15 protein-coding genes are annotated in these 18,577 nt (G+C 63.0%); 9 read left to right on the top strand and 6 right to left on the bottom strand.

The genetic code is table 11. The features are described from left to right. Nucleotides 1-40 precede the first annotated feature (40 nt). The 4 genes from J2W46_RS32620 to J2W46_RS32605 form a co-directional block, all read right to left on the bottom strand. Nucleotides 41-1,033 (bottom strand): DedA family protein/thiosulfate sulfurtransferase GlpE, encoded by a 993-nt coding sequence (locus J2W46_RS32620; protein ID WP_020068603.1) that lies wholly within the window; start codon nt 1,031-1,033, stop codon nt 41-43. 334 nt (nt 1,034-1,367) lie between these two features. Next, nucleotides 1,368-1,619: a hypothetical protein gene (locus J2W46_RS32615; protein WP_027804733.1), complete on the bottom strand. Its 252-nt coding sequence runs from the start codon at nt 1,617-1,619 to the stop codon at nt 1,368-1,370. Nucleotides 1,620-2,008: 389 nt separating this feature from the next. After that, nucleotides 2,009-2,611, bottom strand: a complete 603-nt coding sequence (locus tag J2W46_RS32610) for a DinB family protein (RefSeq protein ID WP_310359840.1) — start codon at nt 2,609-2,611, stop codon at nt 2,009-2,011. Between the two features lie 268 nt (nt 2,612-2,879). Further along, on the bottom strand, nt 2,880-4,586 hold the full coding sequence (locus tag J2W46_RS32605; RefSeq protein WP_310359839.1) for a methyl-accepting chemotaxis protein: 1,707 nt from the start codon (nt 4,584-4,586) through the stop codon (nt 2,880-2,882). Nucleotides 4,587-4,877: 291 nt separating this feature from the next. Here J2W46_RS32605 and J2W46_RS32600 point away from each other — a divergent pair, with 291 nt between their 5' ends. Then, nucleotides 4,878-8,396: a response regulator gene (locus J2W46_RS32600; protein WP_310359833.1), complete on the top strand. Its 3,519-nt coding sequence runs from the start codon at nt 4,878-4,880 to the stop codon at nt 8,394-8,396. Nucleotides 8,397-8,427: 31 nt separating this feature from the next. Here J2W46_RS32600 and J2W46_RS32595 read toward each other — a convergent pair whose 3' ends face one another. Next, entirely contained in the window at nt 8,428-8,829 is a 402-nt protein-coding gene (locus J2W46_RS32595; RefSeq protein ID WP_027779984.1) for a RidA family protein, read from the bottom strand. 102 nt (nt 8,830-8,931) lie between these two features. Then, nucleotides 8,932-10,332: a GntP family permease gene (locus J2W46_RS32590; protein WP_020068596.1), complete on the bottom strand. Its 1,401-nt coding sequence runs from the start codon at nt 10,330-10,332 to the stop codon at nt 8,932-8,934. A 324-nt stretch (nt 10,333-10,656) separates the two neighbouring features. On the opposite strand from J2W46_RS32590, the gene J2W46_RS32585 reads away from it, so the two are divergent. From J2W46_RS32585 to J2W46_RS32550, 8 genes are all read left to right on the top strand, one after another. Further along, complete coding sequence (locus J2W46_RS32585; RefSeq protein ID WP_020068595.1) at nt 10,657-12,138, top strand: sigma-54 interaction domain-containing protein; 1,482 nt, start codon at nt 10,657-10,659, stop codon at nt 12,136-12,138. Nucleotides 12,139-12,225: 87 nt separating this feature from the next. Next, nucleotides 12,226-12,486, top strand: a complete 261-nt coding sequence (locus tag J2W46_RS32580) for a hypothetical protein (RefSeq protein ID WP_088176613.1) — start codon at nt 12,226-12,228, stop codon at nt 12,484-12,486. A 543-nt stretch (nt 12,487-13,029) separates the two neighbouring features. Beyond that, a complete protein-coding gene (locus J2W46_RS32575; protein WP_020068593.1) occupies nt 13,030-13,233 on the top strand; it encodes a hypothetical protein in 204 nt (67 codons plus the stop codon). A gap of 78 nt (nt 13,234-13,311) precedes the next feature. Next, nucleotides 13,312-14,511: a serine hydrolase domain-containing protein gene (locus tag J2W46_RS32570; RefSeq protein WP_310359826.1), complete on the top strand. Its 1,200-nt coding sequence runs from the start codon at nt 13,312-13,314 to the stop codon at nt 14,509-14,511. Between the two features lie 127 nt (nt 14,512-14,638). Further along, nucleotides 14,639-14,929 carry an H-NS histone family protein gene (locus J2W46_RS32565; protein ID WP_310359824.1) on the top strand — a complete coding sequence of 97 codons (291 nt, stop codon included), beginning with the start codon at nt 14,639-14,641 and terminating at the stop codon, nt 14,927-14,929. 592 nt (nt 14,930-15,521) lie between these two features. Next, entirely contained in the window at nt 15,522-16,046 is a 525-nt protein-coding gene (fae, locus tag J2W46_RS32560; protein WP_087753652.1) for a formaldehyde-activating enzyme, read from the top strand. 52 nt (nt 16,047-16,098) lie between these two features. Then, nucleotides 16,099-17,136 (top strand): aldo/keto reductase, encoded by a 1,038-nt coding sequence (locus J2W46_RS32555; RefSeq protein WP_310359817.1) that lies wholly within the window; start codon nt 16,099-16,101, stop codon nt 17,134-17,136. After that, entirely contained in the window at nt 17,133-18,572 is a 1,440-nt protein-coding gene (locus J2W46_RS32550; protein WP_310359814.1) for an NAD-dependent succinate-semialdehyde dehydrogenase, read from the top strand. The genes J2W46_RS32555 and J2W46_RS32550 overlap by 4 nt, the downstream gene beginning before the upstream one ends. The last annotated feature ends 5 nt before the right edge of the window (nt 18,573-18,577 follow it).

Here is an 18,577-nt window from a genome sequence, read left to right as displayed (position 1 = left end):
GGCGCGCACGCAAAAGCGCGCAAGCGGAAGCGCCGCGGCGTCAAACCGCTTTCGGCGCGATGTGCTCGACTGCGGCCTCGGGCGGCGGCATGCCGGGCAAGGCCTCGACGGGCCTGCCGGAGTCGCGCCAGGCTTCCATGCCGCCGCGCAACGGCAGCACGTCGTCGAAGCCTGCTTCGTTCAACTGCTTGGCCATCCATGCGGCCGAAATTTCATTGGGACACGAACAATAAATCACGAGCTTCTGGTCGCGCGGATACGTGGCGACGATCTGATCGAGCTGCCGCTCGTCGGCGAATTGCGAGCCCGGAATTACAAACGGATCGAGCTTGCGCTTCTCGTGCGAACGGATGTCGAACAGCACCGGCGTCTTGCCCGCCTCGACCAGCGTGGCGAGTTCGTCGACTTCAATGCGAGCCGACGCCAGCTTGTTGATCAACTGACGACGCCGAATCCAGCGATACGCCGCATACAACAGCAACAGCGCAATAGCGACGACGCCCGCGGTGCGGCCGAGGCGCCCGGCGGCGGCGAACACCATGTCGATCTGATGCGCGAACAACGCGCCGACGATAAGCCCGGTGCCCGACCATAACGCGGCACCGATGCTGTCGTAGGTGAGGAACGTGCGGTAACGGGTGCCCATTGCGCCCGCCATTGGAATAGACACGATCGACAGGCCCGGCACGAACTTGGCGACGGCCAGCACGCGCACGCCCCAGCGCCCGAAAAACCGCTCGGTTTTCTTCACGCACGTGTCACGCGACAGCGAAAGGCGGCAGATGGTTTTCAGCGTGTTGCCGCCATACAGACGGCCGGCCAGATACCACGCGCTGTCGCCGATCAGCGTTGCGAAGATGGACAGCACGAGTACCGGCAGCAGTTGCGTGCCGACGGAGCCGGGATGCATGGCGGCCATTGCGCCGAACAACACGAGCGACGGCATAGCCGGTACCGGCAGGCCGATAGAGGCCGCCAGCACGTTGGCAAAAATGAGCGCCGGTCCGTATTGCTCGACGAGATCATGTAGCATCGACTTACATCCGCGGCCTTTTCAGGCACGGTGCGCAGTAGGGAAGCAAAGGAGAATGGAGCGATTATGGACCATTTTCAAGGCGTGCAAAGCCCTTGAAAAACCCCGGTTATTCGGGGTTGGAAGCGTTACCGCCGCGCCTTCGGTCCGCGCGCCGCACGCGCTGTGAATGTCAACCAGCGCGAGCCGAACAAAATGAAAGACGATTGAATCTCGCGCAGCCTGAACAGAGGTGGCGCGCGAAGATGCCGGTAATGGTGCGCGGCGCCTGCAGTGCCGCGCTTTCTACTGCGCACGCGGCGATCACGCTGATGCGCTGCGCCGCGCGATTACGTTATTGACGATGATTGTGCTGCTCGCCCGGCAACTCGGCGCCGTGCGCGCGGATTGCCGCGATCAGCTCGGCCGGCGTGATTTCATAGCGTACTTCCCGATGTATGCCGGGCTTGCGCTCATCGACCTCGATCAGAAGAATGCCTTTGCCGTCTTCTGTCGACTCGAGGCGCAGCGAACGCAGTTCGCGCCCGGTTGCGTCGTCGTATTCGGTGAGCAGGGCCATTGACCCGGAGGACCCGGTAGTGCGCATCGAAGTTGTCCTTAATCCGTTGTTGATCGAACCATTGTACGGGCAGCATGACGCGCCGTCTGTCGCGCAATGTTCACGCTTTGGCGATTGACCGTTGCGTGCGCCTGCTTGCCCGAACGCCGCCGTGCACCTAAGCCCGCGGGCCGCGAGCCCGGTGCGTGCAGTGGCGTTCACCTGTGACAATGAGTTTAACGCGACTCGTTGCGACGACGGGCGCATTTTTCGTGCCCCGTGGCGGTGCAGTTCTTCTCCTGCAATGTCATGCTGCTGACGCGCAGTATGGTTATGCATCGCGAGAGGTCAGCGAACAGGCGATCGGCAAAAACGCCCGAAGCAATGCTCGGTAGGTCGCGCTCCCTCAACATAGGCAACGTCCGGCCGTCGCTCCACTACAACGGTCGGTTATGAGATTCGCGCATGCGTTCCAGTTCCAGCATCTCAGAGGCGCGCAACGGCGCATCGCCGTCGAGAAAGAACTCGTCCAGTTGTGGCGGCGCCGCGTCGGAGCCGCTCAACATCGCATGAACCTGCCCGCGATGATGGATCTGGTGCACGAAGAGATGAGGCAGCACCTTGCCGATGCTCTCCCGTTGAACGCCGACCGACGGACCGCGGTCGATCTCCACCTCACGGTTCAAGTCGCTGCCCGTCAGCGACTTGCAAAAGGCCAGCAGGTCGCTATCGCTTCGAGCCTGGGCGTCCCACAGCTGAGTCGCGCGTGGATAGGGCAGTTCGTCGTCGAAAATCGTGAGGCCCTGGCCGCCGCCCACAAGCGCGTAGTAGTAGTAACGGTCTACGAGCAAAATGTGATTCAACGTGAGTTGCAACGATGGGAAGAAGCTCACCCTGCGCGCGGCGAATGCTTCGTCGGTCAAGCTCAGGCACGCGCGGTAAAGGCGCAGGTTCGACCATGCGTTGTTGCGCGCCATGGCAGTCAGATGCAAAGACAACGGATCGCGCGAAGCGGCGCCTCGCGAGTTGGACTCGATCATCTGTGTCTCCGTCAGTAGCAAGCGGCATGAATCTGTGAGCAGAAAGGCGCGCATCGACGTGCGCGCTCCAACAGCATAGATCGCGCGAAAAAAAACGGCCCGTCTGTTTGGGACGGGCCGCTCAACGCCGTTGTTACTCGGGTCAGTCTGTCCATACATCCATTGGGCAGCGACGCTTGCACGGTACGGCGTCAATATCCCGCTGTCGAGGTAGGAGTAATGCCGATCTATCGGATCAATGCGGCCTCAATGCAACGTCGATGCGTCATTAATGAACAACCGGGACCGCCTCGTCATGCTCCGCGGGATGAGCATCGCGCTGTCCATGCGCAAGCGTGGCTGCTGATGCTAGCTCGTGCGCAGCATTGGCTGGCGCGCGCTGACGCGTGCGAGCAACAACGCGCGACGCAGGCGCCGTGTCCGCAACCGTGAACAGACGGACGGCCTCGCTTAGCACGTCCGCCTGCGCGGCGAGACGCTGCGCCGTGGACGCCGCCTGTTCGACGAGCGCGGCGTTCTGCTGGGTCGCGCCATCGAGATGCGAAACAGCCTGGTTCACCTGGCGAATGCCCTCGGCCTGTTCGCTGCTCGCGTTCGCTACTTCCACGATGATCGACGACACGCGCTCGACCGCTTCGTCGATTGCACGCATTTGAGAGGTGGTGCGCGCTACGAGGTCGGTGCCCGCCGCGACTTCCGCCGCGCTTGCCTCGACCACGGATTTGATCTCCTTCGACGACGCCGCGCAACGTTGCGCAAGCATCCGCACCTCGCCCGCGACCACGGCGAACGAGCGGCCTGCTTCGCCCGCGCGCGCCGCTTCGACGGCGGCGTTCAGCGCCAGAATGTTGGTCTGGAAAGCGATGCCGTCGATCACACCGGTAATGTCGGCAATGCGCCGAGATGCGGCCGTAATGCCCGCCATGGTCTGCTCGACCTGGCCGGCGATCTTGCCGCCTTCGGCAGCCGCGGCCTGCGCGTCTTTCGCGAGGTCGAGCGCGCGCACGCTGGCATCGGCGTTCGCTTGCACGGTGGTGGTCAGCTCTTCCATCGTGGCGGCGGTTTCTTCCAGCGAGGCGGCCTGCAGTTCCGTACGGCGAGCGAGGTCCACGTTGCCGCTTGAAATCTCCCGCGCGTTATCGAGCATGCCGTTGATCTGCTCGCGCACGTCATAGACGATCGCGGCCAGGTTGGCCTTCAACTGATTCAATGCTTGCAGCACATCGCCCAGGTCGTCGTGACGCGCGATCTCCAGATCGACAGTCAGATCTCCTGCGGCGAGCCGGGTCGCGAATCCGCTCATGTCGCGCACCGGCGCAGCCACATGCCGCGCGAGCAGACGCCATGAAACCAGACTGACGGCACTGGCCACGCCGAACGCGATCCAGAACGGCGTTGGCGGCGCGCCTTGCCACGCCGCGAGGCCGGCCGCCGCGAGCGCGAGCGGCGTGAGCGCATAACCGAAAGCGGCGCGCGTCGCCACGGGCAGGCGTGTCAGTGCTTGCAGCCGACCAGGCAAACCCGTGCGCACGATCATGCCGCGACGCAGCTTTATCCCGCGCGCCTCGCCTGCCCGCATGCGGGAGTACAACGCTTCGGCAGCGCGCACAGCGTCACGCGCCGGCTTCACGCGCACGCTGAGATAGCCCACCACGGCACCTTTCTTGACCACCGGCGTGACGTTCGCATGAACCCAATAGTGATCGCCGTTCTTGCGGCGGTTCTTGACGAGCGCAGTCCATGGACGTCCATCGCGAATCGTTGCCCACATGTCCGCGAACGCTTCGCGCGGCATGTCCGGATGGCGGATCAGATTGTGCGGCTGGCCGACGAGCTCTTCATGGGTATAGCCGGACACGGCGATAAAAGCCGGATTGCAATATTCGATGCGGCCGGTCAGGTCGGTCGCGGAAACAAGCATTTGCGACGACGGGAATTCGTACTCTTGCCCGGTGACAGGCTGGTTATTGCGCATGACTTTCCTTGCTGATGCTCACCTCGCACAGTGCGCGGTCTTACGGTGTTGCAAGGAATAACGGCATGAAGTGCGGGTGCCTTGAGGGTTTCCCACTAATCCGCTCAGGTTTAAGTCCGTGGCGCCGTTAATGCAGGGTTCGGCAACGCCTTGGCGGCAGACCGCGTTAAAAGTGCCGGATGCATCGCGCGACACCGTCAAAGCGACTACACTGCGCCGATACAGGCCAGCAGACGCAGTCCGCTAAAGACCGCAGTGGTCTGCCTGCGCGAACCGCACGCACGTGATCTGATGCAGAAAATCCTTGATCGAAGTCAAGAGTCACTCGAATACGCGTTCGCGTCGCTCGCGAAGACTGCGAAGCGCCAGCAACGGGTCTATCTCGCGACAATCGGCTCATTGATGCTGATGGTGGCTGTTTTTGCGCTGGTTATCGCGGTCGTGGCTGCGTTCAAGCAGCTGGAATATCGCCGCACGTTCACGTCGCAGAATGCAACCGACCTGTCGTTGCTGCTGCATCGAGAAGAGTCCTTCCTGCGGCGCGCCGAATTTACCCTCGACTACTACTACGGCGCAACGGACGTGCGGCGCGCGCCCGAGGCGGTCGAGCAATCCATCGCACAGACGGGCGCGGCGCGCGGCACGGTGGACAGAGTCGACGCGGAGTTCGACGTCGTCATTGGGCAGTCCACTCGCGCCGCCTGGGGCGCCCGACTCGGCGACAAACTGGGGCGGCTTTACGAATCGGCGCAATCCACGCTTGTCACGCAACAGGCGTTCGAACTCGAACAGCGGGCGACGCTGATCGGCGTCGATGAAGACTACGCCGTGATTCTTCCTTCGCTGGCGGGCTCTGCCGCCGGGCCGAACAGCGGGGCGGCGCGCTTCGCCACGTCTGCTCAGCAAGCGGCGCTCGCAGGTGTGCTGAGGGAGACGATTGAGCGCGAACTCAAGTCGCAAACCGGCAAGCGCGTGCCTGGCAAGGGTGAGCGCCTGTGGGTCGGACCGTATCGAGATCCTCTGCAAAACACGCCGGTGATCTCGGCGGTAAGCGCGTATTACGAGGGCGACAAACCTGTCACGCTCATCAGCGCGAGCATTCCGCTCAATGTGCTCGCCACGCGCATTGCGCCGCCGGGCAGCGCGGGCGCCACATTGCTGATGGCGCCCGATCGCCGCATTCTGGTGTCTTCCGCTGCGCTCGACGCGCAAACCGGCGCGGTGCTGCAACGCGCAGTGGCCGCGACTCCGCCGCACGTTTTTCACTATGAGCGCGAAGGCGCGATCTTCTATGAGCCGCTCATGCCGGGCTTCGGCTCGCTCGTCGGCTATGTGCCTTGGGGCGGGTTGGCCGCGGCGCTGGGCTGGCAACTGGCAGTGATCGGTAGCCTCGCGTTTCTGGTCATGCTGGCCATTGCGCTGACCGCGCGTTTGTTCGGCCTGCGGCTTTTGCGCAGCGCGTTTGCCGAGACTTCGCGCGCGCTGGAAAGCGACACCCTCAACCACATTCTGGTAAGCGCGACGCCGATCGGACTGTGCATCGTGCGGCGAAGCGACTATTCGATATTGACGGCAAACGCGCTCGCCGCCGAACTGCTGCAAATCGAGCCCGGCACAAGCCGGCTGCCGCCGCATATCGCTGCCGGCTTTCTCGCTCAGGCACCGGAGCAGACTTCGGCCGCCGCGTTTGCACGGATCGCCGCTTTTGTCGCGCCGGCGCAGCCGCCATCTCAGCCTGCGACGTTAGTGCCCGCGAATGCCCAGGCAACTGCGGCGCCGGAAGCCGGCGCCGCACCCGCGCAATTCCTGCAAATCACCTACGCACCCGCCCCCTATGCCGGCGAGCACGTGTTGTTCTGCGCGATTCTCGATGTGACCGCGCAGCACGCGCTCGAACAACAGTTGCGTGACGCGCAGCAGGCGTCTGACGCGATGATGCGCGCGCGCACCAACTTCTTTGCCGCGATGAGCCACGAAATCCGCACGCCTCTGAATGCGCTGCTCGGCAATCTCGAACTCTTCGCGCGCACGCCGGGGCTTGAAGCGCACGCGCAGCGGCTCGCCGCCCTGAATGTGGCGGGTGATGCGCTGCGCCGCGTCGTCAACGATATTCTCGACTTCTCCAAGATCGATGCCGGCGAAATGCTTCTGGTGCGCGAACCGTTTCCTCTACTCGAGGCATTCGAGAGCATTGCGCTTTCCTATGCGGCGATGGCCGGCGATCGCCCTGTCCGTTTCTTTTCACTGCTTTCGCCGGCGCTCGACCGAACGGTTGTCGGCGACAGAATGCGGATCGCACAGGTCATCAACAATCTGTTGAGCAACGCATTTAAGTTCACGTCGAGCGGCAAGATCATGCTGCAAGCCGACCTTATCGACGATGCGCAAGGCCGTCCGATCCTCAATTGCCGCGTGTCGGATTCCGGGCCGGGCATGACCCAGGAACTGGTCACGCGGCTTTTCAAGCCGTTCGTGCAAGGCGAGGCCGGTGCGTCGCGCGGCGCGGAAAGTACCGGTCTCGGACTCGTGATCTGTGCGCGCCTCTGCCAGTTGATGGGCGGCACGATTTCGGCCGAGAGCGTGGTGAGCGTCGGCAGCGTATTCAACGTGTCGATTCCGCTCGCTGCCCCGCCGGATGAGAAGCCGGCGAGGCCGGCGCCCGTCACTGAGAAGCGCGGAATGCTGCTCGCGCTGTGTCAGGATTCCCAGGTCGCCGAACTGCTCCGCCGATGGCTCGAGCACTTCGGCTGGAGCGCGCACGTGGTACCGGCACTCGCGGCCGCGCGCGCGTGGTTGCAAGTGAACCGCCCGACGGCGCTGATTGTTTCGGGCGCATACGACCTCGAAGTCATCGCCTCGCTGCGGGCGTTGCAGCCGGTGCCTGCTGTCTGGGTAACGCGAGCCGGTCCGCAACGACCGCAAATGCGCGCGGAAGGCGTACTCGAAGTGACGGAGTTCAGCGGAACGGCAGTCCGGACTGCGATCGAGCTGGCAGTTGAGGGCACGCCGGTCGTCGCGGCTGGCGAAGTGCCGGCGGCACCGCGAATAGATTCGGCGGCAGCGACTATGCTAACGACGCATCCCGCGCTGCAAGGCCTCACCATTCTCGTTGCGGAAGACAATCCGCTGATTCAAACCTTGATCGCGGAACAGCTTGCCACGCTCGGTTGCGCGCCGACCATCGCCGGTGACGGCAGAATGGCGCTCGGCTTTTTCGAACGGACGCACTTCGACGTCGTACTGACCGACATCCACATGCCGGTCATGGACGGCTTCGAGTTCCTCGCCGCACTGCGCAAGCTGGACGCCGACGTGCCGGTGCTTGCCTTCAGCGCGGTGGCCGAAAATCAGGAAGCGCAAAGCTGGCATGAGCGTGGTTTCAGCGGTTACGTCTCGAAGCCTGCTTCGTTGAGCGAACTTCAGGCTGCACTGCTCGCTGTGGCGCCTGCCGTGCCGGGAAAGGTCGCACCGGGTGCCGCTCCTGCGTCCGTCGCCGCAACGGGCGCCACACTCGCCGCAGACGAGAAAGCGCGTTACACCGCCATGCTCAAGGAGCACTTGAAAAACGATCTGCCGCGGCTACTCGCCATTGTCGATGAAGAAGACCGGCAGGCGTTGGCCGGCTGGGCGCATAGCGCGAGCGGTGCGTTCGTGATCGTGCAGGAGCCGAGGTTCGTTGAAGAGTGCCGGCAGTTACAACGGCTGTGCAACGACAGCGAAAGCTGGACGACCGAAATGGACGAGCGCGCCGTGTCGTTGCACGAGGCTCTGTGCGATCACTACGGCATGGACGAGCCGTCGACGCATTGACCTCATTGATGGCCACCTACACCGTCGCCGATCAGCCCGGCCGTCGTGCGATGAAGTCGATTTCCACCAGTGCGTCGCGCGCCAGCGCGGTCACGCCGATGCAGGTGCGCGCCGGCAGCGCGTCGGCGGGAAAGTACACGCGGTAGATTTCGTTCATCGCGGCGTAATCGCGCTTGAACTCCGTGAGGAAAATGCGTGCGGCGACCACGTGTTGCAGGCCGAGATCGAGACCCTTGAGAACCAGCACGAGGTTGTCCATCACGCGACGGGTCTGCGCGACTACGCCTTCTGGAAGCGGTGCGGCGTCGTCGGTGGGGGAGGTCGGCATCTGGCCCGTGAGGAAAACCCAGCCGTCGGCTTCAGTGGCGTGGGAAAACGGGCCGACCGGCGTAGGAGCGCCGGGAATCATCCAGAAAGCGGGGGTTGAGCTCATTGGGAATGCCGGTCATGGCTTCGAATGTCGGGCTGACAAGATAACCGATCAAAACTCACGATGCCGGCGAGGTAGCCGGCATCGTCCCCCCCAAGCCCGCGCTTAAACGAGCCCGGTCGTGTAATAAACGGCGATCACGAAGAAAACAGCCAACGTCTTGATGACCGTCACCGCGAAGATGTCGCGATAGGACTGACGGTGCGTCAATCCGGTCACCGCCAGCAGCGTGATGACCGCGCCGTTATGCGGCAGCGTGTCCATGCCGCCGCTGGCCATTGCGACCACGCGGTGCAGCACTTCCATCGGAATATGCGCGGCCTCTGCGCCCTTGATGAACACATCCGACATGGCCGCGAGCGCGATGCTCATGCCGCCGGACGCAGAACCCGTAATGCCCGCCAGCGAACTGACCGACACGGCTGCGTTGACGAGCGGGTTCGGAATGCTTTTCAGCGCGTCGCTCACCACGAGGAAACCTGGCAACGCGGCGATGACACCGCCGAAGCCATATTCGGAAGCGGTATTCAGCGACGCCAGCAGCGCGCCCGCCACTGCCGCCTTGGTGCCGACTGCAAAGCGCTCGCGCACCCGGCCGAACGCTGTCAGCACGACCATGACGATACCGAGCAAGAGCGCGCCTTCGACAGCCCAGATCGCAACGACTGTCTTGATCGTCGTGGTAAGCGGCGCGTGGACGCCCGGCAGGATGTCCGGCGCGACGGTGTACGAAACGCCGTACGCCGTGGGAATCCAGCGAGTCAGCACGAAGTTCGCGACGCCGACCAGCACCAGCGGCGCGACCGCGAGCAACGGATGCGGCAGCTGCTTCGACTCGACGCGTTCCGGTTCGTTGACGAGTTCCGTGCCATAGCCTTCGCCGGTTGCCATCGCGGCGCGGCGGCGCCACTCGAGATAGCTGAGGCCGACCACGATAATGAACAGCGAGCCGATCACGCCCAGCGCGGGCGCAGCCCACGAGGTCGTCTTGAAGAACGTCGTCGGAATGATGTTCTGGATTTGTGGCGTGCCGGGCAGCGAGTCCATCGTGAAGGAGAACGCGCCCAGTGCAATGGCGCCAGGCATCAGGCGCTTTGGAATATTGCTCTGGCGATACAACTCAGCGGCGAACGGATAGACCGCGAACACCACCACGAACAGCGATACGCCGCCGTAGGTGAGCAGCGCGCACACAGCGACGATCACGGCGTTCGCGCGCGAGCGGCCAATGTAGCGAATCGCGGCGGCCACGATCGACTCCGAGAAACCGGATAGTTCGATGACCTTGCCGAACACGGCGCCCAGCAGGAATACGGGGAAGTAGAGCTTGACGAAGCCGACCATCTTCTCCATGAAGATGCCGGTGAAAACCGGTGCAACGGCGGCCGGATCGACCAGAAGGACGGCGCCGAGAGCGGCGATCGGTGCGAAGAGAATGACGCTGTAGCCGCGATAGGCGGCGAACATCAGAAACGCCAGCGCGGCAAGGACGATGACAAAGGACATTGAGTCTCCAGAAGCTTGGTTTGTTCTACGTGTACGCCGTCTCAGCTAGACACGGCACGGCGCCCGCGAATGCAGGTTCCATGCCATACGCCCGATAACGGCTCGCGCGCCGATGCGCGGGGCCGTAGCGGACAAAACCATGAGACGTGTTGCCGCAGATTGTACCTAAATGTCTCCAAACGGGGACGTGAATTGCTCCGTGCGCACGCGCGTCATGGCGGGCCCGTTGTTGCACAGGCTTGTCGGCGATCTCTTCGATGAGATAAGCTTGTCCACGAATGGAGACAAGCGACTAATAGAACGATAGCCGGAGACAGCGACAACATGATGAACGACTGGGCGGGCCTCCCTGCCACCTATAGCGACGTCCTGCGCCGCGCGATGGATTCGCTATTCCGCACTTTCGAGAATTTCAGCGAAGGCACGTTCATTGTCGACGCCGAGGCGCGCGTAGTCTGGATCAACAAGCGTTATGCGGCGCGGTTCGGCTTTGCGGATCCCGAGCAGGCCATTGGCCGGGATTGCGAAGCGGTCATTCCAAACAGCCTGATGCGCGAAGTCGTGAAGACGGGCAAGCCGATTCTGCTCGACATTCTGGAAACGGATCGCGAGCCGCTCGTCGTCACGCGTCTGCCGCTGAAAGACGACGCAGGCGAAACCGTGGGCGCCGTCGGTTTCGCGCTGTTTGACGAACTGAAGGCGCTTACACCGCTCTTTTCGCACTATTCGCGCGTGCAGGAAGAACTGATCGCGACGCGCCAGTCGCTTGCACAGGCGCGCCGTGCCAAGTACACCTTCGGCAGCTTTGTCGGCACGAGCGCGGCCAGCCTGGAGGTCAAGCGCCAGGCGCGCCGTGCGGCGCAATTGGAATCGCCGGTTCTTCTGCTGGGGGAGACCGGCACCGGCAAGGAACTGCTCGCGCATGCAATCCACGGCGGCTCGGCGCGGGCGAACCAGCCGCTCGTGACGGTGAACGTGGCGGCGATTCCGGACACGTTGCTCGAAGTCGAGTTCTTCGGCGCGGCGCCCGGCGCGTACACCGGCGCGGATCGCAAGGGCCGCGTCGGCAAGTTTGAACTGGCGAACGGCGGCACGCTTTTCCTCGACGAGATCGGCGATATGCCGCTGCCGTTGCAGGGCAAGCTGCTGCGAGTTTTGCAGGACAAGGAGTTCGAGCCGCTCGGTTCGAACCGGATCGTGCGCGCCGACGTGCGGATCATCGCGGCGACCTCTGCCGATCTGCCCGCGCTCGTCGCGGCGGGACGTTTCCGCGCGGACTTGTTCTATCGGCTGAACGTATTGACGATCCACGCACCGCCTTTGCGCGAGCGCGCTTCTGACATTGAAGCGCTCGCCTACGCAATGCTCGAAGACCTGTCGACGCAGGCGCGCGGCGGCAGTCACTACGAATTGCAGGACGATGCATTGCGCTTGCTGTGCGCCTACGCATGGCCGGGCAATGTGCGCGAACTGCGCAATACGCTTGAGCGGGCCGTGATGTTGTCCGACAGCGAGCGGATCGATGCGCGTGCGCTTGCGCCGTTCGTCGGTTCGGGGCAGGGCGGCGCACTCAGCGCGAGCGCGGTACAAGGCGCGCCGCACGCCCAGCCGCCGGCTGTGGCCGAAGCGGGGAATCCGGAGATCGAGCCGCCGTCGTGGAACGACGCAATGGCGGCGTTCGAGAAGCGCTTTCTCAGCGATGCATTGCGCGCCAACGGCGGGCGCGTGATCGACACCGCCGCGCAGATCGGCATGGGGCGGGCAACGCTTTACAAAAAGATTGCGGCGCACGGCATCGAGATTTGACAAAGCCGGCCTTCACCGGGGCACGCAGCGCAATTGGCGCGTGGCACAATCGTGTGATCCAAAAACAAGACGTGATCGGGGTTTCACATGAACCGCAGCTTCTCTTTCTTCGCGCGCCGTGTCTCTGTGTTCGCGGTCGTTGCAGCGAGCGCCGTACTGGGCGGTTGCAGCAGCAGCGCGCCGCTGTTTTTGCCCGACGGCCGTGTCACCACACTCGTTGAATGTCCAGCTGGCTCCGACTCCTGCTCGCAGCAGGCGGCCGCAGGCTGCGGCGGCGCGTTCGACACGGTTCGCCAGTCCACGAACAATGGCACGCTCAGCCTGATCTACGCCTGCCGCGCAAAGTAATAGCGCTGCGGCTGCGCCATTGCGGGTGCGGACCGAAGGCATTGGTTCGACTGCCTTCGGTCCAATAGTCTTGCCGGGACTGTGCCGCCCAATTTGTACGCCGGCCCCGCATAACTCGCTATTCAAAATGCTTACGGCCTTCAGCGGCGAACTATTGCGCCGAGGGCGCGCTTTCAAAAGTGCACGAACGTCATAAATATATGCGTCTAATGCGTGGAGACAAAACCGTGTCTATGCCGCTCGCATATTAATCAGCGACGTTGGTTTTTATTCCTAATGGATCGACATCCATAAAAAGTCACGGTATTTTTTCGCACTGAAGCGAAGTCGGTGCGGCAGGTAACGGAACACGAAATCCCGCGGCAGTATTCTGTTTTCACAGGTTCGCCAGCGCATGCGACCAGCAGCTTTTGCCGAATAAATAGACCACGCGGCAAAAGCGAGGAAGAAGTTGCCGACTAACGGAAGTAGACGTTAGAAACGGCACAGTTGTGCTTTTTCATTGCGTTTCGAATTAAGTCAACGAGTATTCCGGGGAAAAGAATGAATCATCACCAACTCGAAAAAGACATCCAACATCTCGAACACGTCATTTCGCACATTTCCGCCGAAGACCGCATACCGCTGTCGTATTGGCGCAACCGCATCGATTCGGTTTCCGGCTCGGTTCGCATGCCGACACAGGCCAGTCGCATCAAACGTCTCAATGCCGCACTCGCGGCGTTGGAAGAGCGCCAGAAGGCCTGACCAGCACTGCGCGCTGCAAACTCGCTGCCATTTCGTTATCGTCTTTAGACGACGCTTAAGCCAGGACACACTATCGACATGCAAGCAGCTGGATTTTCGTCAGCTCGGCTGACAGCCCTGACGCGCACCTTGCAGGGTTACGTGGACCGACGCGATGTGGCCGGCGCGGTGGCGCTCGTCTGGCGCCGCGGCGAAACCGGCTACTTCGAGGCGCTCGGTCTGCGCGACGAAGCCGCGCAGTTGCCGATGGAGCGCGACACGCTCTTCCGCATCGCGTCGATGACCAAGCCGGTGACGAGCGCCGCCATTCTCATGCTGATCGAAGAGGATCGGCTGGCGCTCGACTCGCCCATCGCGCAGTGGTTGCCCGAACTGTCGTCGCCGCGCGTGTTGCGCGATCCCGGCGGCCCGCTCGATGCGACCGATCCTGTGCGCACGCCGCTTACCGTGCTCGATCTGTTGACGCATCGCGCGGGCTTCGCATACCACTTCACCGCGACCGGCCCGCTGGCACAGGCGTACGCGACGGCGTTCAACGGCGTCGATGGGCATGGCGACGTGAACGCGTGGCTCGAGCGCATCGCCCAATTGCCGCTGATGTTTCAGCCGGGCTCGCGCTGGCATTACGGCATCGCCACCGACGTGCTCGGCGCGCTGATCGCGAGAGTGAGCGGCATGCCGCTAGGGGAGTTTTTCCGCACGCGCATTTTTGAGCCGCTGGGCATGCGCGACACCGCGTTCTGGGTGCCCGAGCCGCAGCTCGCCCGTCTGGCTACCGCATATGGCGTCGATCCGGAAACGCGGCGGCGCGTGGTCGAGGATCATGCGTCTGCGAGCCGCTGGGCCAATCCGGCGCGCTTTCAGAGCGGCGGCGGCGGGCTCGTCTCCACCGCTCAGGACTATCTGCAGTTCGCGCAGTTGCTTTTGCGGCGTGGACGTGTCGACGATGTGCGCTTGCTGTCGCATCGCTCGGTCGATCTGATGCGCTCGAATTTTCTGACTCGCGATCAACGCCGCCTCCCGGCGTTCGGTCATGTGATGTGGGCGGGCCAGGGCTTCGGCCTCGGTTTGTCGATCGTCGACGATCCGGCGCAGCAACTTCCGCAAGGCTATCGCTCAACCGGCTCCTTCGGTTGGCCGGGCGCTTTCGGCACGAGCTGGTTCGCCGATCCGGTCGAGGACATGATCGGCATCATGCTGATCCAGCGCCGTTCGATCGAGCCGTTTCCCATGGCAGTCGACTTCGAGCGCGGCGTGTACGATGCAATTGACGATTGAGTGCGCATGCTTCGGCGATGACCGGCCGCACTTTTAGCGCCGGACAATGAAGGGCTCTCTATCCGGCGTTTTATTTGTCTGATAGCGTCCGCACTTCGGTTCGCCACAATCAACGGGAGCATTCGCGATGGCCTCATACAAACAGTTGACCGCTCAGCTCGAAAAGCTTCACAAGGAAGTTGCGGCGGCTCGTGACAAGGAAGTCGCGCAAGCGATCGCCGACATCAAACAGAAGATCGCCGAGTACGACCTGACCGCCGAAGAGCTCGGTTTCGCGAATACATGCACCGTTGCGCGAAAAGCCGCTTCGGTCGCCAAGTATCGCAACCCGAAAACCGGCGAGACCTGGAGCGGCCGCGGGCGCTCGCCTGCGTGGCTCGCGGGCAAGAATCGCGAGCGTTTTCTGATCGAAGTGTAGGGTGCGGTTAGCAGGCTTCGTGTCGTCCGCATTGCTGAAGTGATGCTGCGCCCGGTTTTTTCTGCACCGCTGCCAGGCCCCGAAAACGCTCACCTTTAGATCGAAACCTGGAGTCCGCACACTCGACCGGCGCCTCCGGTCCACATACTTCGGTGAGCCTGGCTTCTTCACCGGGCGCACCCAATCCGAGGTGAGTGCGAAGTAGGGACCGCGCCTCACCGACATGTCCGAAACCCGCGCCAGCCTTTGCTGGCGGGCGTTCCCAGGCTGTACGAAGAATCGTTCGCAAAGATAAAAACGCGGCTCTGCGTTCGCTTCGTCTATGCCGACGCGCAAGCAACGCCGCGTCGTTGGTGCAAGAACCTCTTCGCGCGTGCTCACCTTTCGCCGTCGTGCGCGGCGCGACGTCGTCAGTCCCGAAAACCCTCACCTTTGCGTGCGTTCCGCTTCGCGCGAACACGCCGCGCTCTCTATGCGGTCCGGACAAACCCGGAGTTGAGTTCGCCTCATACCCCGGATCAAAACTCATCGATACATGGTCGCGGATGCCGAACGCCACAATCGGTCATCCACTCAACTTGACGGAAAGACCATGAGCGTATCGACGGACAAACAGCTTTTTATCGGCGAAGGATTCGAAGGACCGGGCGTCAACCTCGCGCATATCAACGTGCTGGTCGGCCCGCGTAACGGCCCGGCGGGCCAGGCGTTTGCCACCGCGTTGGCGACGCCTTCCACGGGTCACGCACCGTTCGTCGTGATCGCGCGTCCGGGCGTGCCGACCAAGCCTTTGACGCTCTACGTGAACAAGGCGCAGATCGGCAGCGACTTCCATGGCAACGCAACCTGGGGCGCGTCGCAAGCCGGTATTGCGAAGGCGGTGGCCGAGTCGTTGGAGAACGGCACGCTGCCTCCGGAAGCGGAGAACGATTGGGTTGTCGTGTCCGCAAACTGGGTCAATCCAGCGACCGACGATCTCGACGCCGTCTTCGAAAACAACTACCGCGCGTGCAGAAACGCGATCCTTGCCGCGATGAAAGGCTTGCCGCATCGCGACGAAGTGTTCGCCGCCGCGCGCGACGTCTCCAACCCGTTCTACACCCCCAAACAACGCTGATCGCGGCCTCGATCGAAAGCAGCCGCACCTGATCTGCAAGGAGACACCTTTCATGGAATACATTCGCCTCGGCCAATCCGGCCTGAAGGTTTCGCGTCTGTGCCTCGGCACGATGAATATGGGCACGCCCCAATGGAAGCCCTGGATTTTCGACGAGGCGCGCAGCGAGCCGATCGTTCGCCATGCGCTGGAAGCCGGCGTCAATTTCATCGACCTCGCGGATTTCTATTCGACGGGCGTCGGCGAAGAAGTCGTCGGCCGCATTCTGAAGCGCCTTGCGCGCCGCGAGGAGATCGTCGTGACGACCAAAGTCGGCTACGACATGGGCGCATACCAGAACGCGGGTGGTCATTCGCGCAAGCACATCATGGACGGCATCGACGGGTCGCTTACGCGCCTTGGGATGGATTACGTCGACATCTACATGCTGCATTTCTTCGACGTAAACACGCCGGTCGAGGAAACCATGGGCGCGCTGAACGACATCGTGCGTGCGGGCAAGGCACGCTATATCGGCGTCTCGACCATGTACACGTGGCAGTTCGCGAAGATCATGCAGGTTTGCGAACGCAACGGCTGGCATAAGCCGATCAACATGCAGTTGCAGCTGAACCTCGCGTATCGCGAGGAAGAGCGCGAGATGATCCCGTATTGCAGGGATCAGGGCGTCGGTGTCTCCGTATTCAGCCCGCTTGCGCGCGGCCTGCTGACAAGCGACGCCAACTCGACGCGCAATCAGACCGACTTCTTCACCGCTCAAATGTATGGCGATGATGTGTCGCGGCAGATTGCGGCGTCGGTGGCGCGCGTGGCCGCCCGGCGCGGCGTGTCCGCGGCGCAGATCGCGCAGGCGTGGGTGCTGAGGCACGAAGGTGTGGCGAGCATGCTGGTCGGCGCGGATACGCCGGCGCAGTTTGACAGCGCGATCGCCGCGCTCGGCACGGCGCTGTCCGACGAAGAGGTCTTCGAACTCGAACGCAATTACACGCCGTGCGATCTGATCAACGACTACACCGCTGGCAAGCGCATCGCGCGCGAGCCGAGGCTTGCGCAAGACGCGTTCGCCGAGAAGCTGGAGGAAGCGGCATGAACGAATTTCTCCGGACAGGGCATTACATCGGCGGCGAGTGGTACGAAGGCGCAAGCACTTATCCCGTGCTCGATCCCGCGACAGGCGAAGTGATCGCGCAAGTGGCTAAGGGCGGCGCGGCGGAGGCGACGCAAGCCATTGCCGCCGCGGAACGGGCGTTTCCCGCGTGGCGCTCGTTGACGGCGAAAGAGCGCAGCGCGCGCGTCAAGCGTTGGGGCGAGTTGATGCTCGAGCATCGCGATGCGCTTGCTGTGCTATTGACCCGCGAACAAGGTAAGCCGCTCGCCGAAGCGCGTGGCGAAGTCGGCTATGCGGCGAGCTTCTTCGAATGGTTCGCCGAAGAAGCGAAGCGCGCATATGGCGACGTGATTCCGAGCCCGAATCCGAACGCAAAGATCATCGTGACGCGCGAACCGGTCGGCGTGGTCGCGGCCATCACGCCGTGGAATTTTCCGCTCGCGATGATCACGCGCAAGGCGGGCCCCGCGCTGGCGGCCGGTTGCACGATGGTGCTCAAGCCCTCCGAGGAAACGCCGCTGTCCGCGTTGGCGCTGGCCGTGCTCGCAGAGAAGGCGGGCATTCCGCCGGGGGTGTTCAACGTGGTCTCCGGCGATGCCGTCGCAATTGGCGGCGCGCTCACCGAATCCGACGTAGTGCGCAAGCTCTCGTTCACGGGCTCCACGCGCGTGGGCAAGCTGCTCGCGAAGCAGTCGGCGGATACGTTGAAGAAGCTCTCGCTGGAGTTGGGCGGCAACGCGCCGTTCATCGTGTTCGACGACGCGGATCTCGACGCCGCCGTGCAAGGCGCGATGGCGTCCAAGTTCCGCAACACGGGACAAACCTGCGTGTGCGTCAATCGCTTTTACGTGCAGGGCGGCATTTACGATGCGTTCACGCTGGCGCTCGCGCAGGCGGCGCGCAAGATGCGCGTGGGCAACGCGTTGCAAGGCGACGTCGAACAAGGGCCGTTGATCAATCAGGCCGCGCTGACGAAGGTGGAGGCGCATGTGGCCGACGCGTTGCAAAAGGGCGCGAAGGTGCTGACCGGCGCAAAGCCGCATGCGCTTGGCGGCACCTTTTATGAGCCGACGGTTCTGGTCGATGCAACCAGTTCGATGCTGATTGCGCAGGAAGAGACCTTCGGACCGGTCGCCGCGTGTTTTCGCTTCAAGACCGAAGACGAAGCCGTGGCCGCGGCGAACGCGACGCCGTTCGGGCTGTCCGCGTACTTCTACACGCGCGATCTGGCGCGTGCATGGCGCGTGGGCGAGGCGCTCGAAAGCGGCATGGTCGGCATCAACGAAGGGATTCTGTCCACCGAAGTCGCGCCGTTTGGCGGCGTCAAGCAATCGGGCCTCGGCCGCGAAGGATCGAAGTATGGGCTCGATGAATACACCGAACTCAAATACATGATGATGGGCGGGCTCGGACGCTGATCGTC

Origin of the sequence: Paraburkholderia strydomiana (genome assembly GCF_031456815.1) — a bacterium.
GTDB classification, from domain to species: domain Bacteria; phylum Pseudomonadota; class Gammaproteobacteria; order Burkholderiales; family Burkholderiaceae; genus Paraburkholderia; species Paraburkholderia caledonica.
Note: the sequence above shows the minus strand (reverse complement) of the source record. Positions and strands in the feature narration are given on the sequence as shown.